Raw genomic sequence first — 20,721 nt, 5'->3', positions numbered from 1 at the left:
GACCTTCGGAACCGTGAAAGGTGTTACCCGTTGTGAAACCAGCCCAGGGTGATCATCGCGACCACCAGGTAACGCCCGGCCTTGGCCAGGGTGACCAATAGCAGGAAGCGCCAGAATGGTTCGCGCATGATGCCTGCGATCAGGGTCAGTGGATCGCCGATCACGGGCATCCAGCTCAGCAGCAGCGACCACTGCCCCCAGCGTTGGTAGCGTCGTTGCGCACTTTGTAGCTGGCTGGCGCTGAACGGAAACCAGCGTTTTTCGCGAAAGCGCTCGATCGCTCGGCCCAGCAGCCAGTTGACCAGCGAGCCGAGCACGTTGCCCAGGATCGCTACCAGCAACAGCGTGAGCCAGGCGTCGGGGGTGCGCAGGAGCAAGCCGACCAGCACCGCCTCGGACTGCAGCGGCAGCAGGGTGGCCGCGCCAAAGGCGCTGAGAAACAGCGCCCAGAGACTGAGCATCAGTATTCGGCGACCACAGTGTCCTGGCCGTCCTGAGTCAGGCCGATGACCTGATAGGCATCCTTGTGGTCACCCATTTCCATGCCAGGTGAGCCCATGGGCATACCCGGCACGGCCAGCCCCTTGAGATCGCTGCGTTTGGCCAGCAGGCGCACCTGTTCGGCGGGCACATGCCCTTCGACGAACTTGCCGTCGATCACGCCGGTATGGCAAGACGCCAGGCGTGGTGCGACGCCCAGGTGCTGCTTGACCGCGCTCATGTTCGGCTCGACATGGTCGTTGACCGTGAAACCGTTGTCGCGCAGATGGCTGATCCACTGTTTGCAGCAGCCGCAGTTGGGGTCGCGGTAGACATCGATGACGTCGGCGGCTTGGGCCAGGCCACTGATGGCCAGCAGTCCAAAGGCCATCAGGTGTTTGTGTAGCATGGTCTAACTCCTTCAAAAACGCAGGCGCACACCTGCGACCAGACGGGTCTGCGCGGGGTCGTCGCCGTCTTCACGGGCCTGGTCGGCGCGTGTACCGTGCACGCGGTTGAAACTGACGCCGACATAGGGCGCGAAGCTGCGGGTGATTTCATAGCGCAGGCGCAGGCCTACCTCGCTTTCGGCCAGCCCCGAACCTTGTTCGCGCCCGGCGTCGTTACGGCCGAAGAAGTTGGCTTCGATGTTCGGTTCGAGGATCCAGCGATTGGTCAGCAGCATAGCGTAACTGGCCTCCAGGCGCAGCGCGGTCTGCTGTCGCTCGCCGGCATAGGCGGTGGCTTCGAACTCCAGCCCATACAGCGGCGTACCTTGGATGCCGAACGCTGCCCAGGCCTGGCCGCTGGCAGGTTTGAAGTCCTGGCGTATACCAGCGACCAGCTCCCACCAGGGGCTGATGGCATGGCCCCATAGCGCCTGCAGTTCGGCCTTGTGAGTGATGCCCTGTTCACGTTCGCCTTCGCTGCGCAGCCACAGGCGATCGATGTCGCCGCCGATCCAGGCGGTGGCATTCCAGTTCAGCAGCCCGCTGTTGTCGAAGTGCTGGTATTCGAGTTGATCGACGATCACCGCGCCGTTCAGCGCATCGTCATGTACCTGGTGGCCCGGCAAAGGGGGAAAGGCTGCGCGGCGGTCGGCATCGGTGATGACCGGCAACGCCGTGCTGGGCTGGGTCGGGTTCTGCTGCGCGCGCGCCTCTTCGCTGGCCAGTAGCACCAGCAGTGTGATGCTGGTCAGGATCCAGCGGCTGTTGAGCTCATTCATCGACCCGTACCTCGCGGAACATGCCGGTCTCCATGTGGTAGAGCAGGTGGCAGTGGTAGGCCCAGCGGCCCAGGGCGTCGGCACTGACCCGGTAGCTGCGGCGAGTGCCGGGCGGGATATCGAGGGTGTGCTTGCGCACCATGAAGTTGCCCTGTTCATCCTCCAGGTCGCTCCACATGCCATGCAGGTGAATGGGATGGGCCATCATGGTGTCGTTGACCAGGGTGATGCGCACCCGCTCGCCATAGGTAAGTCGCAGCGGCTGGGCGTCGCTGAACTTCACGCCGTCGAATGACCAGGCAAAGCGCTCCATGTGGCCGGTCAGGTGCAGTTCGATATCGCGTGAAGGCGGGCGGCCGTCGGGGTCTTCGAAACGGCTGCGCAGGTCGGCGTAGGTCAGCACCCGGCGGCCGTTGTCGCGCAGGCCGATACCGGGGTCGCCCAGGTTTGGGCGGGGCGCCATGGTCTGCATGTCGACCAGCGGGTTGTCAGTCTCGCTGGCCGGGTGTGGCTGCATGGCGGCCATTGCCGCGTGATCCATGCCGGCCATGCTGGCGTGGTCCATGCCAGGCATGTCTGCCATTGCGGTGCCGCCCATGCCGCCATGCCCCATGTCGTTCAAGGTCAGGCGGGGGCGTGGGTCCGTTGCGGGGACGGGCGCCTGCTGGCCGTGAGCATGTGCCAGGGTGCCACGGGCAAAGCCGGTGCGGTCCATGCTCTGGGCGAACAGCGTGTAGGCTGGCGCATCGCCCGGCTCGACCAGTACGTCGAAGGTTTCGGCCACGGCGATGCGCAGTTCGTCGACCGTCACCGGCACCACGGGTAGGCCGTCTGCGGCGATCACCGTGAGTTTCAGGCCGGGGATGCGGAAGTCGAAGTAGGTCATGGCCGAGGCGTTGATCAGGCGCAGGCGTACCGTCTCGCCGCGGCGGAACAGGCAGGTGAAGTTGCCGTCCGGCGGCTGGCCGTTGAGCAGGTAGCTGTAGGTGGCCGCGCTGATGTCGGCAAGGTCGGTGGGGCTCATGCGCATGCTGGCCCACATCAGGCGCTCGTCGACGGTCTTGCGCCAGCCGTCGCGAGCGACATCCTCGATGAAGTCACCCACGGTGAGCTTGTGGTAGTTGAAGGCGTCGGACTGCTTCTTGAGCGTTGCCAACAGTGCTTCGGGGGCCTGATCGCTCCAGTCGCTGAACAGCAGCACATGGTCGCGCTGGTAGGCGTGTGGCTCGGCCTCGCGCGGTTCGATGACGATTGCCCCATAGACCCCCGCCTGCTCTTGCAGCCCGGAATGGCTGTGGTACCAGTAGGTGCCACTCTGGCGCAGAGTGAAGCGGTAGAGGTAGTCGCCGCCAGGTTCGATGCCGGCGAAGCTCAGGCCCGGAACACCGTCCATGTTGGCGGGCAGGATGATGCCGTGCCAGTGGATCGAGGTGGGTTCGGCCAGGCGGTTGCGCACGCGCAGGGTCACGCTGTCACCTTCGCGCCAGCGCAGCAGCGGGCCGGGCAAACTGCCGTTGACGGTGAGGGCAGTGCGGGGGCGGCCGGTGATGTTGACGGCAGTCTGGCCAACGTCCAGTTCGAAGTCCTGACCCTGCAGCGGTTGGCCTGGGCGATGGCCTTCGACGGCGCTGGCCAGTGGGCGCCAGAGGCCCAGGCCGGCCACTGCGGTGGCGGCGCCGAGGCCTTTGACGAAGGTGCGACGGGAGGGGCTGTGGGGCATAAAGGGCCTCAGGCAGGGCTTGGGTAGAGGCCTTGTCGCGATCGGGCGCGCCTTTCGTAGCCCTGGGCTTGCCTGCGAACGGCCTTGGAATAGCCCGATGATCCACCACCGTTCCTGTCAGTCAGCTGAGGCTGTCATTACAGCGTTGTCAGCCCAGGGCCTCCTGCACAGGCAGGTCGCGCATCAGTAGCCCGAATTCGAGCGATACCTGCTCCGGAATCGGCAGGTACACCAGGTGCCCGTCGCCTGGAGCCACCTCGATGGCCTGGCCTTGGCGATCACCCAACCGGTCGAGCTCGAAGTGGTAGTTGCCGCGAGGGGTCATCAGTTCGAGGGTGTCGCCCAGTGCGAAGCGGTTCTTCACCTTCACCTCGGCCAGCCCGTCGATACGCAGCCCCGTCAGTTCGCCAACGAACTGTTGGCGCTCCGAGATCGAGTTGCCGCGCTGGTAGTTCTGGTACTCGTCGTGCACATGGCGGCGCAGGAAGCCTTCGGTGTAGCCGCGCTGGGCCAGGGACTCGAGGTTGTCCATCAGGCTGCGATCGAAGGGCCGACCGGCGACGGCGTCGTCGATCGCCTGGCGGTAGGACTGCACGGCACGGGCGCAGTAGAAGTGCGACTTGGTCCGTCCTTCGATCTTCAGCGAGTGCACGCCCATCCGGGTCAGGCGCTCGACGTGCTGTACCGCGCGCAGATCCTTGGCGTTCATGATGTAGGTGCCGTGTTCGTCTTCGAACGCCGGCATCTCTTCGCCAGGGCGGTTGCCCTCCTGCAACAGGAACACCTGTTCGGTGGGCGCGCCAATGCCCAAGGTCGGTTCGCACTCACGCACGATGTCGCCGGTGGCGTTTTCCCCTGCCGGGGTCGCTTGGTACTTCCAGCGACAGGCATTGGTGCAGCTGCCCTGGTTGGCGTCGCGCTTGTTCAGGTAGCCCGACAACAGGCAGCGCCCGGAATAGGCCATGCACAGTGCGCCATGGACGAAGACCTCCAGTTCCATGTCAGGTACTTGCTGGCGGATTTCCCCAATCTCTTCCAGCGACAGCTCGCGCGACAGAATCACCCGGCTCAGGCCCAGCTGTTGCCAGAACTGCACGCTGGCCCAGTTCACTGTGTTGGCCTGCACCGACAGGTGCACGGGCATCTGTGGGAAATGCTGGCGCACCAGCATGATCAGCCCGGGGTCGGACATGATCAACGCATCGGGTGCCATCTCGATCACGGGCGCCAGGTCCTTGAGGAAGGTCTTGAGCTTGGCGTTGTGCGGCGCGATGTTGACCACCACGTAGAAGCGCTTGCCCAGGGCGTGCGCTTCCTGGATGCCCACGGCCAGGTTGGCGTGGTCGAATTCGTTGTTGCGCACCCGCAAGCTGTAGCGCGGCTGGCCGGCGTAGACCGCATCGGCGCCATAGGCGAAGGCGTAGCGCAGGGTCTTCAACGAGCCGGCGGGGGCCAGCAGTTCGGGCTTGGCAAGAGGGTTCATGGGGGCACCGGGGCAAAAGGTGCGGATGCTACGACCGGGCCCGGAACGCGGTATTGACCTGGATCAAGCGCTGCTGATGGCACTTTTGCCTCTACGCTGTGCACTAAGGTCCAGGACAATCGAGGAAAGCCCATGAATCAAACTGCTCTACAGAACAGAGCCCTGGCCGTATTGCTGGCGCTGGTCACCATCGCATTCTTCTGGATACTGCTGCCGTACTACGGCGCGATCTTCTGGGCCGTGATCCTGGGCATCCTGTTCGCACCGCTGCAGCGCAACCTGCTGCTGCGCTTCAACCGTCGGCGCAACCTGGCGGCCGGGGCGACCCTGGCGGTCTGCCTGTTGATTGCGGTCCTGCCGGTGATCGTCATCAGCGCCCTGCTGGTTCAGGAGGGCGCCACGCTGTACCAGCGTATCGAGAGCGGCCAACTGGATATCGCCGGCTACATCGAGCGCGGCAAGGACATGCTGCCGCACTTTGCCCAGAACGGCCTGGACCGCATGGGCATGGGCAACCTCGACGGCTTGCGCGACAAGATCACCAAGTGGGCGACCCAGGGTAGCCAGTTCCTTGCCAGCCAGGCCTTCAGTTTTGGCCAGGGCACCTTCGACTTCCTGGTGAGCTTCGGCATCATGCTCTACCTGCTGTACTTCTTCCTGCGTGAAGGGCCGGAGCTGGCGCGCAAGGTCCGTCAGGCCGTGCCGCTGCCCGAGCAGCAGAAGCGCCGCTTGCAGCTGAAGTTCAACCGTGTGGTGCGGGCCACGGTGAAGGGCAACCTGTTGGTGGCGATCACCCAGGGGGCGCTGGGCGGCTTGATCTTCTGGGTGCTGGATATTCCCAGTGCGCTGGTGTGGGCGGTGCTGATGGCGTTCTTGTCGCTGTTGCCTGCGGTGGGGGCCGGGATCGTCTGGGGGCCGGTTGCGGTGTATTTCCTGCTGACCGGCGCGATGTGGCAGGGCATCGTGCTGACGGCGTTCGGCGTGCTGGTGATCGGGCTGGTGGACAACCTGCTGCGCCCGATCCTGGTGGGCAAGGATACGCGCATGCCCGACTACCTGATCCTGGTGTCGACCCTGGGCGGGCTGGCGGTGTTCGGCCTCAACGGCTTCGTGATCGGGCCGCTGATCGCCGCGTTGTTCATTTCCAGCTGGACGATCTTCACCGAGACCACGCCACAGGTGCAGTTGCCGTCCTGACTCGATCTACCCAAGGGCAGGAGCAGCGTAATGCTGCTCCTGCGGGGTGCATGTTCAATTGCCCCGGCTAATCGCTAGCGGAAGCTGTACGAAACCCCCGCATACATTCCGAACCCTTCTCCCGGCGTCGAGCGCGCAGCATCCAGCCCGGCGTCGTCGTACCCTGGTGTCACCGTCGCGGCGTAGCGCTTGTTGGTCAGGTTGCGCAGGTCGAGCCAGGTCTGCCAGTCGCGCTTGGGCGAATCCCAGCCCAGACGCGCGCCCAGCAGGGCGTAGGCATCGGCGTGATAGCTGTTGGCGTAGTCCACCTGCACCTTGGAGGCCAGTTGCGTGTTCACCCCGGCGTAAAAACCGCTCGGCCAGTCGTAACGTAGCTCGGCCTGGTAGTAATGCATGGGGATGCCCGGCAAGCGGTTGTCGCCGAAGCGGTCATCGTCGCGGTAATGGAAGTCGCTGAAGGTATAGGCCTGGCGCAGCGACAGCTTGCCACTGCCCGGCTGCTCCCACAGCGTGCTGTCCAGGCCGGCTTCGATGCCCTGATGCACGGTGGCGCTGGCGTTGAACTCCTTGAACGGCTGGCCCGGCACGATTTCCACTGCCAGCAGCTCGTGACGCACCTGCGAGTAGTACCAGGCCAGGTCCCAGCGCCCCAGCACCGAGTCGCCGCGGGCCCCCAGCTCCAGGATGGTGGCCGTCTGGTTCTGCATCTCGATCGGTTGCGTTGCAACGGTCGAACTCCAGATCAACGACCAGGGGTGCGGTGGTTCGACGGAGCGACTGAGGTTGCCGTAGACCTGGGTCTGCGGATCGATGTCGTAGCGCAGGCCCAGGCGTGGTGCGTAGTCCCAGTCGTGCTGGCTGACCTTGCCGCCGTTGGCGGGGAAGGTGACAGCACTTTCGCGGCGGGTGTAGATCATGGCAAGGCCCGTGGTCAGCCACAGGTTGGGGACCAGCTCCAGATCGTTGCCCAGGTGCAGCACGGTGTCCGAGCCCTGGTAGCTGAAGTCGCGGCTGCGCGGGCCGAACACATCGCCATTGCGGGCGAACTGCGAGGCGCCGCTGTTGGGCAGGTGCTTGGTGGTGCGCCAGCCAACGGTGGTCTTGCTCTCGTGGCCGAACAAGGTGTCGCGACGCAGGTAGTTGAGCGTGCCGCTGACATCGGTGTAGGCCACCTTCAGGCGCATCGGGCCTTCGCGCAGGTCCATCGGGTAGTCGTGGTAGACCAGCCCGGCCTCCAGGCGTGAGTCGTCGTCGAGGAAGAAGGTGGTCTTGTTGCCCACCCAGGTGCTGCCGGGCTGGGGACGGCTGTCATCGCGGGCGAGGTAGGCTGGGTTGGCGGCGCGCGGGTGGTGCTTGATCTGCTCCTTGGTCAGGCGCCCGGCCAGATCGTTCTCGGTTTCCCGGTAGCGCAGGTAGAAGCGTGTTTCCAGATTCGGGTTGAAGCGATAGCCGACATTGGCGGCGATGCCCTTGGCACTGCCGCTGCTGTGTCGCTGGTAGCCGTCGTACTCGGCGTCGGTCAGCGCCACGTAGTAGTCGAGGTTGCCCAGCACCTGGCCAGAGCTGATGTGCCGGCGCTGGTAGCCGTGGCTGCCGACCTCATAGCGCAGTTGCAGGGGGGCGGCGTCATGGCCGGTGTGGGTCACGTAGTTGATCGCACCGCCCAGAGCCAGGGCGCCCTGGTCGAAGCCGTTGGCACCGCGCAGCACCTCGGCGCGGCTCAGCCACAAGGGTTCGAACAGCTCGTAGGGCGTTCCGCCGGGGCCGGTCAGCGGCAAGCCGTCGAACATCGTGTAGACCCCCGAGCCATGGGCGCCAGGCGCGCGGTTGATACCCGAGCCCCGGATCGACAGCTTGATCCCGTCGTTGCCCGCCGACTGGGCGAACACGCCTGGCTGGTAGGCCAGGACATCCTGGTTGCTGGCCACGCGTCCCTGGCCGACGGTTTCCATATCCACCAGGTTGCTGGCGCCGGGGATCTCGCGCAATCGTTCGGCGGCGGCCTCCTGCTCGGATTGCTGGCGGTCCTGGATCAGCACCTGTTCGAGCTCGATGCGCTCGGCGGCATGGGTGGCGGTGCTGACCAACAGGGCCAGTAACGAAAGTGGAAGGGTTGGACGCATGGGCAGGGGTTCCAGATCGGGTGCGCAGTTGTGACGCTACAACTGTCAGAGGAAGCACAGTAGAGCGCAGTGCTGGCGCCTGCGTGTTAGCCTTGACAGGTTCCAGCCGCTTCGGACGCCCTATGGCCAACCACAAGATCGAGATCCGCCGTCGCAATATCGAGAAGATCCTCCAGGCAGCCGAGCAGGTGTTCGCCGAACAGGGCTACGGCGTCACCTCCATGGGCGACATCGCCGAGCGTGCGCAGTTGCCGCGTTCCAACCTGCATTACTACTTCAGTACCAAGGACGAACTCTATCGAGCGGTACTGCAGGATCTGCTGGACGTCTGGAAGCAGGATGCCCTCTGTTTCGAACGCTTCGACGACCCGCGCGTCGTGCTGACCAGCTATATCCGCGCCAAGATGGGGCACTCGCGCTCGCGGCCGCTGGGCTCGAAGGTCTGGGCCGAGGAAATCCTCCATGGCGCGCCGCTGCTGGGAGGCAGCCTGGACGATTCGCTGGTGCCTTGGGCGCAGTTGAAGGAAGCCAAGATCCGGCGGTGGGTGGAGGAGGGGCGTATCCTCCCGGTCGAGCCGTCGGCGCTGCTCTACATGATCTGGGCTTCGACCCAGCATTACGCCGATTTCGGTTATCAGGTGGCTTTGCTCAATGATGGGCAGCCGCTGTCGGACATGGCGTTCGAGCGGGCGGTGCAGACGGTGACCAGCGTGATTCTGCGGGGCATCGGGCTGGAGCCTTGAGCCTGCCGGGGTGCATGACAACCCCGGCGGGCGATCGTGTAAGCGGCGGTTCGGCGCCCCGTTCGCGGGCAAGCCCGCTCCTACGGGTCAGCTCGCTTCACGATAGGGGTTGCGCGGATCCTGGGTCCAGTTCAGGTACGGCTTGCCGGTCTCTTGCGCCACCATGTCGATGCAGTTTTCAACCGGGCAGGTGATCTGGCACAGGTTGCAACCCACGCATTCGGCCTCGATCACGCTGTAGACGTGCGTCCCATCGGCCTGCAGGGTGTTGGCGATGGCCTGGTGCGAGGTGTCTTCGCAGGCGATGTGGCAGCGTCCGCAGCCGATGCAGGCATCCTGGTCGATATGCGCCACCGACTTGTAGTTGATGTCCAGGTACTTCCAGTCGGTGGTGTGCGGTACGGCCTGGCCGCGGAAGGCTTCCAGGGTGCGGTGTCCGTGCTGGTCCATCCAGCGCGCCAGGCCATCTTTCATGTCTTCGACGATGCGAAAACCGTGCAACATCGCCGCCGTGCACACCTGCACCGCACCGCTGCCCAGTGCGATGAATTCCGCGGCATCGCGCCAGTTGCCGATACCACCGATACCACAGATCGGCAGGCCACGGGTTTCAGGATCGCGCGCAATCTCGGCGACCATGTTCAGCGCGATCGGTTTGACCGCCGAGCCGCAGTAACCGCCGTGGGTGCTCTGGTCACCGACGATGGGGTGGGCGACCATGCGGTCCAGGTCGACACTGGTGATCGAGTTGATGGTGTTGATCAGCGACACGGCATCGGCGCCGCCTCGATGTGCGGCGCGGGCCGATTGGCGGATGTCGGTGATGTTGGGCGTGAGCTTGACGATCACCGGCAGTGAGCAATACGTCTTGCACCAGCGGGTGACCATTTCCACGTATTCCGGCACCTGGCCGACCGCCGCGCCCATGCCGCGCTCGGGCATGCCGTGGGGGCAGCCGAAGTTCAGCTCGATGCCATCGGCGCCGGTGGCTTCGACCAGCGGCAGGATGAACTTCCACGACTCCTCGACGCACGGCACCATCAACGACACCACCAGCGCCCGGTCGGGCCAATCCTTCTTCACCTGGGTGATTTCACGCAGGTTGATCTCCAGCGAGCGGTCGGTGATCAGCTCGATGTTGTTGATGCCCTGCACCTGGCGGTTGGCGCCGAAGTGCGCCGAATAGCGCGACGACACGTTGACCGCCGCCGGGTCCTCGCCGAGGGTTTTCCAGACCACGCCACCCCAGCCCGCCTCGAAGGCGCGAACCACGTTGTAGGCTTTGTCGGTCGGTGGCGCGGACGCCAGCCAGAAAGGGTTGGGTGCCTTGATACCGGCGAATTCGATGGACAGATCGGCCATTTACGCTGCCTCCACATTGAGCATGAGTTGGGCATGGATGGCTTCGGCGGCCAGCTTGCCATGTTGCACGGCCTGGACGGTGAGGTCCTGGCCCAGGGCGGTGCAGTCGCCACCGGCGTAGACGCCAGGCAAGCTGGTGCGCATCTGCTCGTCGACGCGGATGCGTTCGCCATCGCGCGCCAGTTGCGCCGCCACCGGGTCCTTGAGCCCTGCTTCGTCGAAGCACTGACCGATGGCCTTGAAGATCGCGTCGGCGGGCAGCTCGAAGGTTTCGCCGGTATCGGCCAGTTTTCCTTCGACCTGTTCGGTGCGGACGAAGCGCATCCCCTTCACCCGGCCCTGCTCATCCAGCAGCACCGCATCGGGCCGCGCCCAGGTATGCAGGCGCACCTGGTTGGCCTTGGCGATGTCCTGCTCGTGGCCGGTGGCGCCCATGTCGGCGGCGCCGCGGCGGTAGACGAGGTTGACCTCGCGCGCACCCAGGCGGCTCATCTGCACCGCCATGTCGATGGCGGTATTGCCCGCGCCGATCACCAGGCAGCGGTCGGCCAGCGGCAGTTGGCTGAGGTCGTCGGCCTGGCGCAGTTCACGGATGTAGTCGGTGGCGGCCAGCACGCCAGGGGCCTCTTCGCCCGGCAGGCCGAGCTGGCGCACGGCATTCAGGCCAAGGCCCAGGAATACCGCGTCGTACTGGTCACGCAGCTCGCCGAGGGTGAGGTTGTCACCCAGGCGTTGGCCATGGCGGAGCTCGATGCCGCCGATGCCGAGCAGGAACTCCACTTCACGCTGGGCGTAGTCGTCGACCAGCTTGTAGCGGGCGATGCCGTATTCGTTGAGGCCGCCAGCCTTTTCCTGCGCCTCGAAGACCACCACGTCATGACCATGCAAGGCCAGGCGATGTGCACAGGACAGCCCGGCGGGGCCGGCACCGACCACTGCGATGCGCTTGCCGGTGCTGGGCGAGCGCTTGAAGGGGTGTTCGCTGAAACCGGCGTTGTCCAGGGCATAGCGTTGCAACTGGCCGATCAGCACCGGCGCGCACTCCTGGGCGTTGTTGCGTACGCAGGCTTGCTGGCAGAGGATTTCGGTCGGGCATACGCGGGCACAGCTACCACCGAGGATGTTCGCCGACAGGATCCGCTCGGCGGCGCCCTGCAGGTTTTCATCACTGATGCGGTGGATGAACGAAGGGATGTCGATTTCGCTCGGGCATGCATTCACACAGGGGGCGTCGTAGCAGTACAGGCAGCGCGCGCTTTCCACGGCGGCCTGGCGTGCGGTCAGGGGAGGGGCGAGGTCGGTGAAGGCGTCGGCGAGCTGCTCGGCGCTGGCCCTCGGGCGCGGCAAGTGGTTCAGGGTGTCGATCACGGTTGTAGCCTCTCTCTTTTTTATGGGGGCAGGCGGCGGTTCCTCGCCCGTCCGTTTCGGGATGGCAGTCAACAGGTGTCTCTGGATTGTTATCGCCGGAGGCGCTGCGGCCCCCGGCTGTTATGGGCTGCTCAGCGGCTGACCGGTATCGGCCGCTGCTGCTCGGCCCGTCGCCCGAGGACCTCGTACACCGAGGGGTAGGCGGGCCTTTCCACATAGCGTCCCGCGCCCGGCTCGGCGCGCAGGTCGCCATCGGCCCAGAGCACTCGCCCCTGGCTGATGGTGTGGCTGGGAATGCCGCGCACCGTGCGACCTTCGAAGATGTTGAAGTCGACCTTCTGGTGATGGGTGCTGGCAGAAATCGTGCGTGTGCCCTGCGGATCCCAGAGCACCAGGTCGGCGTCGGCTCCCACACGGATCGCCCCCTTGCGCGGGAACAGGTTGAAGATCTTGGCCGTGTTGGTCGAGGTCAGCGCCACGAACTCATACATCGACAAGCGCCCGCTGTTCACGCCGGCGTCCCACAGCACCGCCATGCGGTCCTCGATGCCGGCGGTGCCGTTGGGGATGCGGCTGAAATCATCACGGCCCATGGCTTTCTGCTCGGCGCAGAAGCAGCAATGGTCGGTGGCGGTGGTGTGCAGGCTGCCCGATTGCAAGCCGCGCCACAGGGCTTCCTGGTGTTCGCGGGGACGGAATGGCGGGCTCATCACATAGCCGGCGGCGGTGGACCAGTCGGGGTTGCAATAGACGCTGTCGTCGATCAGCAGGTGCCCCGGCAGTACCTCGCCATACACCGGCTGGCCCTTGGCCCGGGCGTAGGTGATCTCATCCAGTGCTTCCTTGCTGGAGATGTGCACCAGGTACAGCGGGGTGCCCAGCGTTTCGGCTATACGGATGGCGCGGCTGGCCGCCTCGCCCTCGACCTGCGCCGGACGCGACAGCGGATGGGCCTCGGGGCCGGTGATGCCCTGGGCCAGCAGTTTCTTCTGCAGGTGGTACACCAGCTCGCCGTTCTCCGCATGCACGGTGGGCACCGCGCCCAGCTGCAGACAGCGCTCGAAGCTGGCGACCAGGGTGTCGTCGGCGGCCATGATCGCGTTCTTGTAGGCCATGAAGTGCTTGAAGCTGTTCACACCGTGATGGGCGACGAGCTCGCCCATCTCCTGGGCGACCTGCTCGCTCCACCAGGTGATTGCGACGTGAAAACCATAGTCACTGGCCGACTTCTGCGCCCAGCCGCGCCAGGTGTGGAAGGCCTCCAGCAGGGACTGCTGCGGATTGGGGATGACGAAGTCGATGATGGAGGTGGTGCCGCCGGCCAGGCCTGCGGCGGTGCCGCTGAAGAAGTCCTCGCTGGCCACAGTGCCCATGAATGGCAACTGCATGTGGGTGTGCGGGTCGATGCCCCCTGGCATCAGGTACTGGCCGCTGCCGTCCAGGACCTGGCAACCGCTGGGCACTTCGAGGTCTTTGCCAATGGCGCGGATCAGGCCATCGGCACACAGGACATCGGCGGGATAGCTTTCTTCGTGGGTGACCACGGTGGCGCCACGGATCAACAGGGGCATACCGTCTTCCTCGCAGGCTGACCGGTCGTTTTGCCGGTTCTTGAAATTGTTTTGAGCCAGCGGCTGGAGGCTGCGTTGCAATCCTGTCAGCGCTGACAAGATTGGAATCTAGATGCTGATCAAGGATTGATCAAGAAAAAATTTTATGAGCTTATTACTTTTATAACTTACTGAAATATAAGTGTTTTCTTTATAAATCACCAAAATGGACAGGCTGCTCACCATTTTGACGCACTTGACAAGAAGCAGATTTGGTCAAGATTTTCCATGCGAAATCAGCCGTTTGAAACCTGGCGTGCCGGCGCGAACCACGCCACGCAAAAACCAGGCTGCACCAGATTGAAACCGAGTGCGCAGGCCAGGGCGGGCCGCCACCAGCAAGACGGCAGGGCAGGGCATGACCGTACTTTTCCCTGGCGCTAATCAATGCCTTGCAAATCAGTGAATTACCTCCAGTCGGCGGTGGCCGGCAGGGTTGGCCCGGGCCAATCCGGCACGCAATTTGAGTGCGGCCACAACCGCCAGGCCGGACCGGAGGTGCAGTACTGGTGAGGTGTGTAACTCCGGCCATCGATTCAGCCGATGAGCGAATAACTAGAACAATCTGGAGAAGGCCCCATGCAACAGAGCAGATCGCAAGTGATCGAGCAGCACGGGCTGTACGAGCTGTCCGAAGGCACTGATGTCCTCGACAGCCCTCGCTACAACCACGACATCGCACCGACCAGGGTGCACCAGCGTACCTGGAACAAATGGCACATCACCGCCTTGTGGGTCGGCATGTCCATCTGCGTCCCTACCTACACCCTCGGCGGGGTCCTGACCGCCTACTTTGGGCTGAGCGTCGGCGAGGCGCTGCTGGCGATCTTGCTGGCCAACCTCATCGTGCTGATACCGCTGACCCTCAACGCCTTCCCCGGCACCAAGTACGGCATTCCCTTTCCGGTGCTGCTGCGCGCCTCGTTCGGCATTCTCGGCTCCAACGTGCCGTGCCTGATCCGCGCGGTGGTGGCTTGCGGCTGGTTCGGTATCCAGACGATGTTCGGCGGCCTTGCCATCCACCTGTTCCTGGGGTCGCTGTTCGACGGCTGGAAGAGCCTGGGCGGAACCGGCGAGGTGATCGGCTTCATGCTGTTCTGGCTGCTCAACCTGTGGGTGGTGCTGCGCGGCTCGGAGTCGATCAAATGGCTGGAGACCCTGTCGGCACCGCTGCTGGTGGCGGTGGGCGTAGGCCTGCTCTTCTGGGCGCTGCCGCACATGTCGATGAGCGAACTGCTGGCCCAGCCGCCCAAGCGCCCGGAGGGGGCCAGCGTGGTCGGCTATTTCTGCGCGGGGCTGACGGCAATGGTCGGGTTCTGGGCCACGCTGTCGTTGAATATTCCCGACTTCAGCCGCTACGCCAAAAGCCAGAAGGACCAGATCCTCGGCCAGATCTTTGGCCTGCCGCTGACCATGTTCCTGTTCGCTGCCCTGGGCGTGATCATGACCGCCGCCTCGGCATCGCTGGTGGGCGAAACGGTCTCGGACCCGGTGAGCCTGATCGGACGTATCCAGAGCCCCGGCTGGGTGGCGCTGGCCATGGCGCTGATCATCATCGCCACGCTGTCGACCAACACGGCGGCGAACATCGTCTCACCGACCAATGACTTCCAGAACATCGCCCCACGCCTGATCGGGCGCAGCCGCGCGGTGTGGTTGACCGGGTTCATCGGCCTGGCGCTGATGGGGCACGAATTGCTGAAAAAGCTTGGCTGGATCGTTTCCGACCTGAGCCTTGAGAGCGTGTATTCCAACTGGCTACTGGGTTATTCGAGCCTGCTCGGGCCGATTGCCGGGATCATGGTGGTGGACTACTTCCTGATCCGCCGCCAGCAACTGGACCTTGCCGGGTTGTACCGCGATGACGTGTACCCGGCCTGGAACTGGGTCGGGTTCCTGGCGTTCGCGGTGCCGGTGGCGCTGACCGTGATGTCGATCGGCAACAGCAGCTTCAGTTGGTTCTACGACTATGGCTGGTTTACCGGTTCGCTGCTGGGGGCGGGGCTGTACTACGTCCTGGGCCGAGTCGCGGTGCGTGGAACGGCGCGCCTGGTCAAACCATCACCCTGAATCTGGCTGGCCGCTACAGCCGAATCACCAGAACAAGAAATCGCCTGAGGAGAGTCCCGATGAAACCGATCAAGGAAGTGCTGCACTCCACCGACCGCCATGTCGACAGCGCGCGCCTGTGGCAATCGCTGATGGACCTCGCGCGCCTGGGCGCCACGCCCAAGGGCGGGGTCTGCCGATTGGCGCTGACTGACCTGGACCGCCAGGCCCGCGACCTGTTCCGGCAGTGGTGCGAGGCCGCAGGTTGCAGTGTCAGCGTCGATGCGATCGGCAACATGTTCGCCCGGCGTCCCGGACGCAACCCCAAGCTGCCACCGGTGATGACCGGCAGCCACATCGACACGCAGCCCACTGGCGGCAAGTTCGATGGCTGCTTCGGGGTGATGGCCGGCCTGGAGGTGATCCGTACCCTGAATGACCTCGGCGTGGAAACCGAAGCGCCGCTTGAGGTGGTGGTGTGGACCAATGAGGAAGGCTCGCGTTTCCCGCCGTGCATGATGGGATCGGGGGTGTTCGCCGGCAAGTTCACCCTCGAAGAGACGCTGGCCAAGCGCGACGCCCAGGGGACCAGCGTCGGTGAGGCGCTGCAGGCCATCGGTTATGCCGGCCCGAGGGTCGTGCTGGGGCATCCGGTCGGGGCGTATTTCGAGGCGCATATCGAGCAGGGGCCGATTCTGGAGGATCAAGGCAAGACCATCGGCGTGGTGCTCGGCGCCCTCGGCCAGAAGTGGTTCGACCTGAGCCTGCGCGGCGTCGAGGCGCACGCCGGACCGACGCCGATGCACCTGCGCAAGGATGCCCTGGTCGGCGCCGCGGCCGTGGTCGAGGCCGTCAACCGCACCGCACTGGGGCATCAGCCACATGCCTGTGGCACGGTCGGTTGCCTGCAGGCGTATCCGGGGTCGCGCAACGTGATTCCGGGTGAGGTACGCATGACCCTGGACTTCCGTCACCTTGAGGGAGATCGGCTCGATTCGATGATCGCCGAGGTGCGTGAAGTGATCGACAGCACGTGTGCCAAACACGGGCTGAGTTTCGAGCTGACGCCAACGGCGGATTTCCCGGCGCTGTATTTCGACCGCAACTGTGTCGATGCCGTGCGTGAGTCGGCCAAGAGCCTTGGCTTGGCGCACATGGATATCGTCAGCGGGGCAGGGCACGATGCGATCTTCCTGGCCGAGCTGGGCCCGGCAGGCATGATTTTCGTGCCGTGCGAGAACGGCATCAGCCACAACGAGATCGAGAACGCCACGCCCGAGGATCTGGCGGCGGGTTGTGCAGTGTTGCTGCGAGCGATGCTGGCAGCGTCGGAGGCGATTGCCCAAGGGCGATTGGCGGCCTGACTGCGAGCGGTGCCTGGCATCGGCTCAGCCGGTGTCAGGCACTGGACATGCCCCCTTGCCGACGTGACCGTGCTGGCCGGGCGCTGGGCGTTGCACAAGCGCGGCGATTACTGACGCCCGGCCTGCCTGGTTCAGATCACGCCGCAGGCCACGCGGTCGCCGCCACCGCCCAGTGGCATGGGCATGTCGGCGTGGTTGTCGCCACCGGCATGGATCATCAAGGCGTGGCCCTTGATTTCGGAAATCGTCTTCAGGCGCGGCGCCAGGACCGGATAGGTGGAGGTGCCGTCGGCGTTCACATAGAGCGCCGGCAGGTCACCCAGATGGCCATTGCCATAGGGGCCCAGGTGCTTGCCGGTCTTGGCCGGGTCGAAGTGCCCGCCCGCGGCCAGCGCCGCCACTGCCTTGCCATCTTTCATGCCTGGCGCACAGCTGCCGTTCTCATGCACGTGGAAACCATGCACGCCTGCGGGCAGGCTGTTCAGCTTGGGGGTGAAGATCAGCCCGTAGGCCGACTCGCTGATGCTGACCTGACCGATGGGCTGTGCTTTGCCATCGGCGCTGACCAGGTTGACCGGTACATCAAGGGTAGCGGCGTGGGCGCCGAGGGACAGGGTGCCCAGCAGGGCGAGCCAGAGGTGTCGTTTCATGTTTGCCTCTTCAATTCAATGACAGGAAAGCGGGGTGGCGGGAACCTGAAAGTTGTTCCGGCGGGGCAAGAATAGAAAGGGCTGAGCGCGAGAGTCCAACTAAAATTGGTAATTAAAAAAAACAGAAAAAGCTATGGAATAAACGGCGTGAGATAAGTGTTATGGGCGTTTTTATTGCCTGAAAGTATGAGCTCATGAAACAAGGACGATAAATAACAAGATGAGTTCCCTTCACTTGTAAAAATAATGGCTTCGGCGCACTGTATGAAAAATCAACAGGCCGAAAGTTGCCGAGCAGTTTCCCAGGAGGGCGTATGCAAGTGCCTGGCAATGCGTACGAAGGTTCAGGTGCGCAGCAGGTCGCGGCCAGGCGCCGAGGGCTTGGGGGGGGCATTGAGCAGCGTGCCAATCGTTTGCCTGGCGCGGGACAGCCGACTCATGACCGTGCCGATAGGCACCTCCAGGATGTCGGCGGCTTCCTTGTAGCTGAAGCGCTCCACCGCCACCAGCAGCATCACTTCGCGCTGGCCCTCGGGCAGGCTGTTCACTGCCGTGAGGATCTGCTGGTGCATCAGATCGGTTTCCGGGGTGGGCGCGGCAGGGTCGGTCACCGACTCGATGACGCTGTCGTTCCACTCCGAGCGCGAGCGGCTGCGCACGTTGCGCGAGCGCACCTCGTTGATCCAGGTGGTATGCACGATGGCGAACATCCAGCTCAGCGGGGCAGTGTCCGGCCGCAGTTGGTGGGTACGTTCGAGGGCGCGCACGCAGGCGAGCTGGACCAGGTCTTCAGCGTCGTGCCGGTCGCCCGAGAGGCGCAGGGCAAAGGCCCACAGGCGCGGCAACATGCCAGGAAGCAGTGCAGGGAGGTCGGCACCGGTGATCGACATAGTTCCTCGTTCTTGTACTGGGTGGACTGGAAGTCAGTTGCTTCTCATGCGGCCGCCGTACGCTCCGGCCGGCGGATTCCCTCGCATGTCTTGGACTTCATTGTCGCTGAGCCGATACACTGCGCGGATTGTGCCACCACCTACGCTAAAAACCTATCCGAGTGCGTTTCAAAATCGATTTATAATGCTGGCTGTGTCGCATTTGCCGACTTGTCAGCGCTAGGTAAAGCTGCTTGCGGCTGTTTCAGTGATATTAATATGATGGCGAGCTGACTACCCCTTCGCTCGCAGGTCGGCCCACAAGGCCGCAACGATGCCGTAACAGAAGTGCGAAGTACCATGAATAACGGAGACCGGGAATTGACCACCACCGTCGCGGATGATGCCCTGCTGATGGCCTATGTTGACGGCGAATTGTCGCCGCAACAGTGCGAGGAAATCGAGCAGCTCATGAACGCTTCGCCCGAAGTGGCCGAGCGTGTCGCGCTGTTGATGTCGTCTGCCCTGCCATACGCCGAGGCCTTCGCCCGCCAGGCACTGCCCCCGGTCCCTGACAGCCTGGTGCACAACGTCGATGCGTTGATCGCCCGGCACGCCGCCCCGGCCAGCGCGGCGCCCTCGCGTCCGGCAGCCGAGCCTGAAAGCCTGCTCACCCGTCTGTTCGGTCGCCCCAGGTTCGGTTGGCTGGCCGTGGCCTTCGCCACCGGTGCGGTGTGCTACGGCCTGGTGCTGCAGGCGGGTTTCATCGGTGGTGCGCTGAACACCGACCGCGCGCTGCAGGCGCCCAGCGTCGCCCAGGTCCAGGCCTCGCCCTGGGTGATGCAGGCTGCCAGCTACCAGCAACTGTACACCCGCGACACGGTGAACTACGTCACACCTGACACCGACGATGTGCGCAAGACCCTTGCCGACATCCGCCAGATCGACGGCCTCGAGTTACGTGTGCCAGACCTCAGTGCCGCTGGCCTGACCTTCAAGCGCGTGCAGCGCCTGCGCTTCAACAACAAGGCGCTGATCCAGCTGGTGTACCTGCCGCAGCAGGGCGATCCGGTAGCCCTGTGCGTGATGAAGGAGCCCAAGCCCGACCAGTCCATCGCACAGTTGAACGTCGCTGGCATGGATGTTGTGGTCTGGCGTCAGTCTCAGCTAGGCTACGCGCTGATCGGCGCCCCGGACGGCGTCGACCTCGATGCCGTGGCGCGCGTGGTCGCGGACCGCAGTTCGGGCCAGTTGTATACGGCCAATGCCAGCCTGCCATCGCCGTTGTGGTTCGCCGATATCCGCCAATAAGGACCCTGGTGACGGGCGACCGGATTCTTGGATCGCCTGAATGCCTGCTCAGCACCCCCGCCACGTCCTCCTTGCCCTGTTCCTGACACTGTCCGCCGGCCTTGGCTGTGCACTGCTCGTCGAGCGCAATGGCTGGGCAGCCCCCTCATCGTTATCCTCTCCTGCCGGCGCTGCCCACATGGTCGATGCGTTCGAAGCCGTATCCGGCCCGCAGCCGGGCTTTCGCCGCAATCACGCCAAGGGCCTGTGCGTCAGCGGTCGCTTCGACAGCAACGGCCAGGGTGTCGCACTGGCAAACACCGGGTTGTTGCGCACTGGCAGTTACCCCGTGACAGGGCGCTTCTCGGTGGTCGGTGGCAACCCGTCGGTCAACGATACCCAAGGGGGCATGCGCAGCCTGGCGCTGGACATCAGCAACGGTGGGGAAACCTGGCGCATGGCACTCAATTCAAGCCCAGTGTTCTTCGTGCGCACCCCCGAGGCGTTGCTGGAGCAATTGCAGGCCTCGGTGCCGACCGACGGTCGTGAGGCGCGCATTCGGCATTTTCGTCGCGACCATCCCGAGAGCCAGGCCTTCGAGGACTGGATGGCTGCGCACCGGCCATCGACGGGGTTCGACAACGCGGCGTACTTCAGCGTCAACGCCTTTCGCTTCAATGCCGCAGACGGGCAAGAGCACCTGGTGCGCTGGCGTCTGCAGCCAGAAACGCCCTATGCGCCGCTCAGCGATGAGCAGATCGCGCAGAACGACCCCGACATGTTGTCCTATGGCCTGGCCTCGCGCCTGGCCGAGAGGCCGCTGCGCTGGCACCTGATCCTCACCCCGGCGTTGCCGGGCGACCCGGTCAACGATGCCACGCAGTTGTGGACTCAACCAGGTCACCAGGAGATCGATGCCGGGGTGCTGGTGATCGACGCCCAGCAGCCGCAGATGGACGGCCCGTGCCGCGACATCGATTTCAACCCATTGATATTGCCACCTGGCATCACCCCCTCGGACGACCCGCTGTTGCAGGCACGCGGGGCGGCCTATGCCGAATCGCATCGGCGCCGGATGCGGGAGATCGCAGGGCAGTAGCTCGCCAGTTGCGGTGCCTGTGGTGGCCCTATTGCGGGACAAGTCGGGGCGCCGAACCGCCGCTCCCACAGGTTCACCGCTTGATC

General features: G+C 64.4%; 17 protein-coding genes. 6 read left to right on the top strand and 11 right to left on the bottom strand.

Features of this window, described 5'->3' with window-relative positions; translation table 11 throughout:
• Positions 1-23: 23 nt before the first annotated feature.
• From F6X62_RS10665 to yegQ, 5 genes are all read right to left on the bottom strand, one after another.
• Positions 24-461 (bottom strand): YqaA family protein, encoded by a 438-nt coding sequence (locus F6X62_RS10665; protein ID WP_153773469.1) that lies wholly within the window; start codon positions 459-461, stop codon positions 24-26.
• Positions 461-889, bottom strand: a complete 429-nt coding sequence (locus tag F6X62_RS10660; RefSeq protein WP_153773468.1) for a DUF411 domain-containing protein — start codon at positions 887-889, stop codon at positions 461-463. The genes F6X62_RS10665 and F6X62_RS10660 overlap by 1 nt, the downstream gene beginning before the upstream one ends.
• Before the next feature lie 12 nt (positions 890-901).
• Entirely contained in the window at positions 902-1,708 is an 807-nt protein-coding gene (locus tag F6X62_RS10655; protein ID WP_153773467.1) for a copper resistance protein B, read from the bottom strand.
• Positions 1,701-3,428 (bottom strand): copper resistance system multicopper oxidase, encoded by a 1,728-nt coding sequence (locus tag F6X62_RS10650; protein ID WP_153773466.1) that lies wholly within the window; start codon positions 3,426-3,428, stop codon positions 1,701-1,703. Before F6X62_RS10650 ends, F6X62_RS10655 begins: the two co-directional genes overlap by 8 nt.
• 148 nt (positions 3,429-3,576) lie before the next feature.
• A complete protein-coding gene (gene yegQ / locus F6X62_RS10645) occupies positions 3,577-4,911 on the bottom strand; it encodes a tRNA 5-hydroxyuridine modification protein YegQ (RefSeq protein WP_153773465.1) in 1,335 nt (444 codons plus the stop codon).
• A gap of 132 nt (positions 4,912-5,043) precedes the next feature.
• Here yegQ and F6X62_RS10640 point away from each other — a divergent pair, with 132 nt between their 5' ends.
• Positions 5,044-6,108 carry an AI-2E family transporter gene (locus F6X62_RS10640; protein WP_065861779.1) on the top strand — a complete coding sequence of 355 codons (1,065 nt, stop codon included), beginning with the start codon at positions 5,044-5,046 and terminating at the stop codon, positions 6,106-6,108.
• A 74-nt stretch (positions 6,109-6,182) separates the two neighbouring features.
• Here F6X62_RS10640 and F6X62_RS10635 read toward each other — a convergent pair whose 3' ends face one another.
• Positions 6,183-8,231: a TonB-dependent receptor domain-containing protein gene (locus tag F6X62_RS10635; RefSeq protein WP_153773464.1), complete on the bottom strand. Its 2,049-nt coding sequence runs from the start codon at positions 8,229-8,231 to the stop codon at positions 6,183-6,185.
• 122 nt (positions 8,232-8,353) lie between these two features.
• On the opposite strand from F6X62_RS10635, the gene F6X62_RS10630 reads away from it, so the two are divergent.
• Positions 8,354-8,974 carry a TetR/AcrR family transcriptional regulator gene (locus F6X62_RS10630; RefSeq protein WP_054895334.1) on the top strand — a complete coding sequence of 207 codons (621 nt, stop codon included), beginning with the start codon at positions 8,354-8,356 and terminating at the stop codon, positions 8,972-8,974.
• A gap of 87 nt (positions 8,975-9,061) precedes the next feature.
• On the opposite strand, the gene preA is transcribed toward F6X62_RS10630, so the two are convergent.
• The 3 genes from preA to hydA all read right to left on the bottom strand — a co-directional run bounded on the left by preA (position 9,062) and on the right by hydA (position 13,275).
• On the bottom strand, positions 9,062-10,336 hold the full coding sequence (preA, locus tag F6X62_RS10625; RefSeq protein ID WP_054895335.1) for an NAD-dependent dihydropyrimidine dehydrogenase subunit PreA: 1,275 nt from the start codon (positions 10,334-10,336) through the stop codon (positions 9,062-9,064).
• Complete coding sequence (locus F6X62_RS10620; RefSeq protein WP_153773463.1) at positions 10,337-11,704, bottom strand: NAD(P)-dependent oxidoreductase; 1,368 nt, start codon at positions 11,702-11,704, stop codon at positions 10,337-10,339. It lies immediately after the preceding gene.
• A 131-nt stretch (positions 11,705-11,835) separates the two neighbouring features.
• The gene (hydA, locus tag F6X62_RS10615; protein WP_153773462.1) at positions 11,836-13,275 is read right to left on the bottom strand and encodes a dihydropyrimidinase; all 1,440 of its coding nucleotides are present in this window, start codon (positions 13,273-13,275) and stop codon (positions 11,836-11,838) included.
• Positions 13,276-13,893: 618 nt separating this feature from the next.
• Here hydA and F6X62_RS10610 point away from each other — a divergent pair.
• Positions 13,894-15,384 (top strand): NCS1 family nucleobase:cation symporter-1, encoded by a 1,491-nt coding sequence (locus tag F6X62_RS10610; protein ID WP_153773461.1) that lies wholly within the window; start codon positions 13,894-13,896, stop codon positions 15,382-15,384.
• Positions 15,385-15,443: 59 nt separating this feature from the next.
• Complete coding sequence (locus F6X62_RS10605) at positions 15,444-16,727, top strand: Zn-dependent hydrolase (RefSeq protein WP_153773460.1); 1,284 nt, start codon at positions 15,444-15,446, stop codon at positions 16,725-16,727.
• 131 nt (positions 16,728-16,858) lie between these two features.
• Here F6X62_RS10605 and sodC read toward each other — a convergent pair whose 3' ends face one another.
• Together sodC and F6X62_RS10595 are read right to left on the bottom strand one after the other, a co-directional pair.
• Positions 16,859-17,377: a superoxide dismutase family protein gene (gene sodC / locus F6X62_RS10600; protein ID WP_153773459.1), complete on the bottom strand. Its 519-nt coding sequence runs from the start codon at positions 17,375-17,377 to the stop codon at positions 16,859-16,861.
• Positions 17,378-17,721: 344 nt separating this feature from the next.
• The gene (locus tag F6X62_RS10595; RefSeq protein WP_178117544.1) at positions 17,722-18,267 is read right to left on the bottom strand and encodes an RNA polymerase sigma factor; all 546 of its coding nucleotides are present in this window, start codon (positions 18,265-18,267) and stop codon (positions 17,722-17,724) included.
• A gap of 339 nt (positions 18,268-18,606) precedes the next feature.
• Between F6X62_RS10595 and F6X62_RS10590 the strand changes: the two genes are divergently transcribed.
• Both F6X62_RS10590 and F6X62_RS10585 read left to right on the top strand, forming a co-directional pair.
• The gene (locus tag F6X62_RS10590) at positions 18,607-19,557 is read left to right on the top strand and encodes an anti-sigma factor (RefSeq protein ID WP_082420931.1); all 951 of its coding nucleotides are present in this window, start codon (positions 18,607-18,609) and stop codon (positions 19,555-19,557) included.
• 40 nt (positions 19,558-19,597) lie between these two features.
• Positions 19,598-20,635, top strand: a complete 1,038-nt coding sequence (locus F6X62_RS10585; protein ID WP_153773458.1) for a catalase family peroxidase — start codon at positions 19,598-19,600, stop codon at positions 20,633-20,635.
• Positions 20,636-20,721 lie beyond the last annotated feature (86 nt).

This window comes from Pseudomonas sp. MNR3A (assembly GCF_009650575.1).
In the GTDB taxonomy this organism is placed as follows: domain Bacteria; phylum Pseudomonadota; class Gammaproteobacteria; order Pseudomonadales; family Pseudomonadaceae; genus Aquipseudomonas; species Aquipseudomonas machongensis.
Note: the sequence above shows the minus strand (reverse complement) of the source record. Positions and strands in the feature narration are given on the sequence as shown.

Bases quoted from the DNA above. Each gene is read 5' to 3' on its own strand.
- preA (WP_054895335.1), bottom strand. From the start codon at position 10,336: ATGGCCGATCTGTCCATCGAATTCGCCGGTATCAAGGCACCCAACCCT.
- F6X62_RS10660 (WP_153773468.1), bottom strand. From the start codon at position 889: ATGCTACACAAACACCTGATGGCCTTTGGACTGCTGGCCATCAGTGGC.
- sodC (WP_153773459.1), bottom strand. From the start codon at position 17,377: ATGAAACGACACCTCTGGCTCGCCCTGCTGGGCACCCTGTCCCTCGGC.
- hydA (WP_153773462.1), bottom strand. From the start codon at position 13,275: ATGCCCCTGTTGATCCGTGGCGCCACCGTGGTCACCCACGAAGAAAGC.
- F6X62_RS10650 (WP_153773466.1), bottom strand. From the start codon at position 3,428: ATGCCCCACAGCCCCTCCCGTCGCACCTTCGTCAAAGGCCTCGGCGCC.
- yegQ (WP_153773465.1), bottom strand. From the start codon at position 4,911: ATGAACCCTCTTGCCAAGCCCGAACTGCTGGCCCCCGCCGGCTCGTTG.
- F6X62_RS10605 (WP_153773460.1), top strand. From the start codon at position 15,444: ATGAAACCGATCAAGGAAGTGCTGCACTCCACCGACCGCCATGTCGAC.
- F6X62_RS10635 (WP_153773464.1), bottom strand. From the start codon at position 8,231: ATGCGTCCAACCCTTCCACTTTCGTTACTGGCCCTGTTGGTCAGCACC.
- F6X62_RS10590 (WP_082420931.1), top strand. From the start codon at position 18,607: ATGAATAACGGAGACCGGGAATTGACCACCACCGTCGCGGATGATGCC.
- F6X62_RS10585 (WP_153773458.1), top strand. From the start codon at position 19,598: ATGCCTGCTCAGCACCCCCGCCACGTCCTCCTTGCCCTGTTCCTGACA.
- F6X62_RS10630 (WP_054895334.1), top strand. From the start codon at position 8,354: ATGGCCAACCACAAGATCGAGATCCGCCGTCGCAATATCGAGAAGATC.
- F6X62_RS10665 (WP_153773469.1), bottom strand. From the start codon at position 461: ATGCTCAGTCTCTGGGCGCTGTTTCTCAGCGCCTTTGGCGCGGCCACC.
- F6X62_RS10640 (WP_065861779.1), top strand. From the start codon at position 5,044: ATGAATCAAACTGCTCTACAGAACAGAGCCCTGGCCGTATTGCTGGCG.
- F6X62_RS10655 (WP_153773467.1), bottom strand. From the start codon at position 1,708: ATGAATGAGCTCAACAGCCGCTGGATCCTGACCAGCATCACACTGCTG.
- F6X62_RS10610 (WP_153773461.1), top strand. From the start codon at position 13,894: ATGCAACAGAGCAGATCGCAAGTGATCGAGCAGCACGGGCTGTACGAG.
- F6X62_RS10595 (WP_178117544.1), bottom strand. From the start codon at position 18,267: ATGTCGATCACCGGTGCCGACCTCCCTGCACTGCTTCCTGGCATGTTG.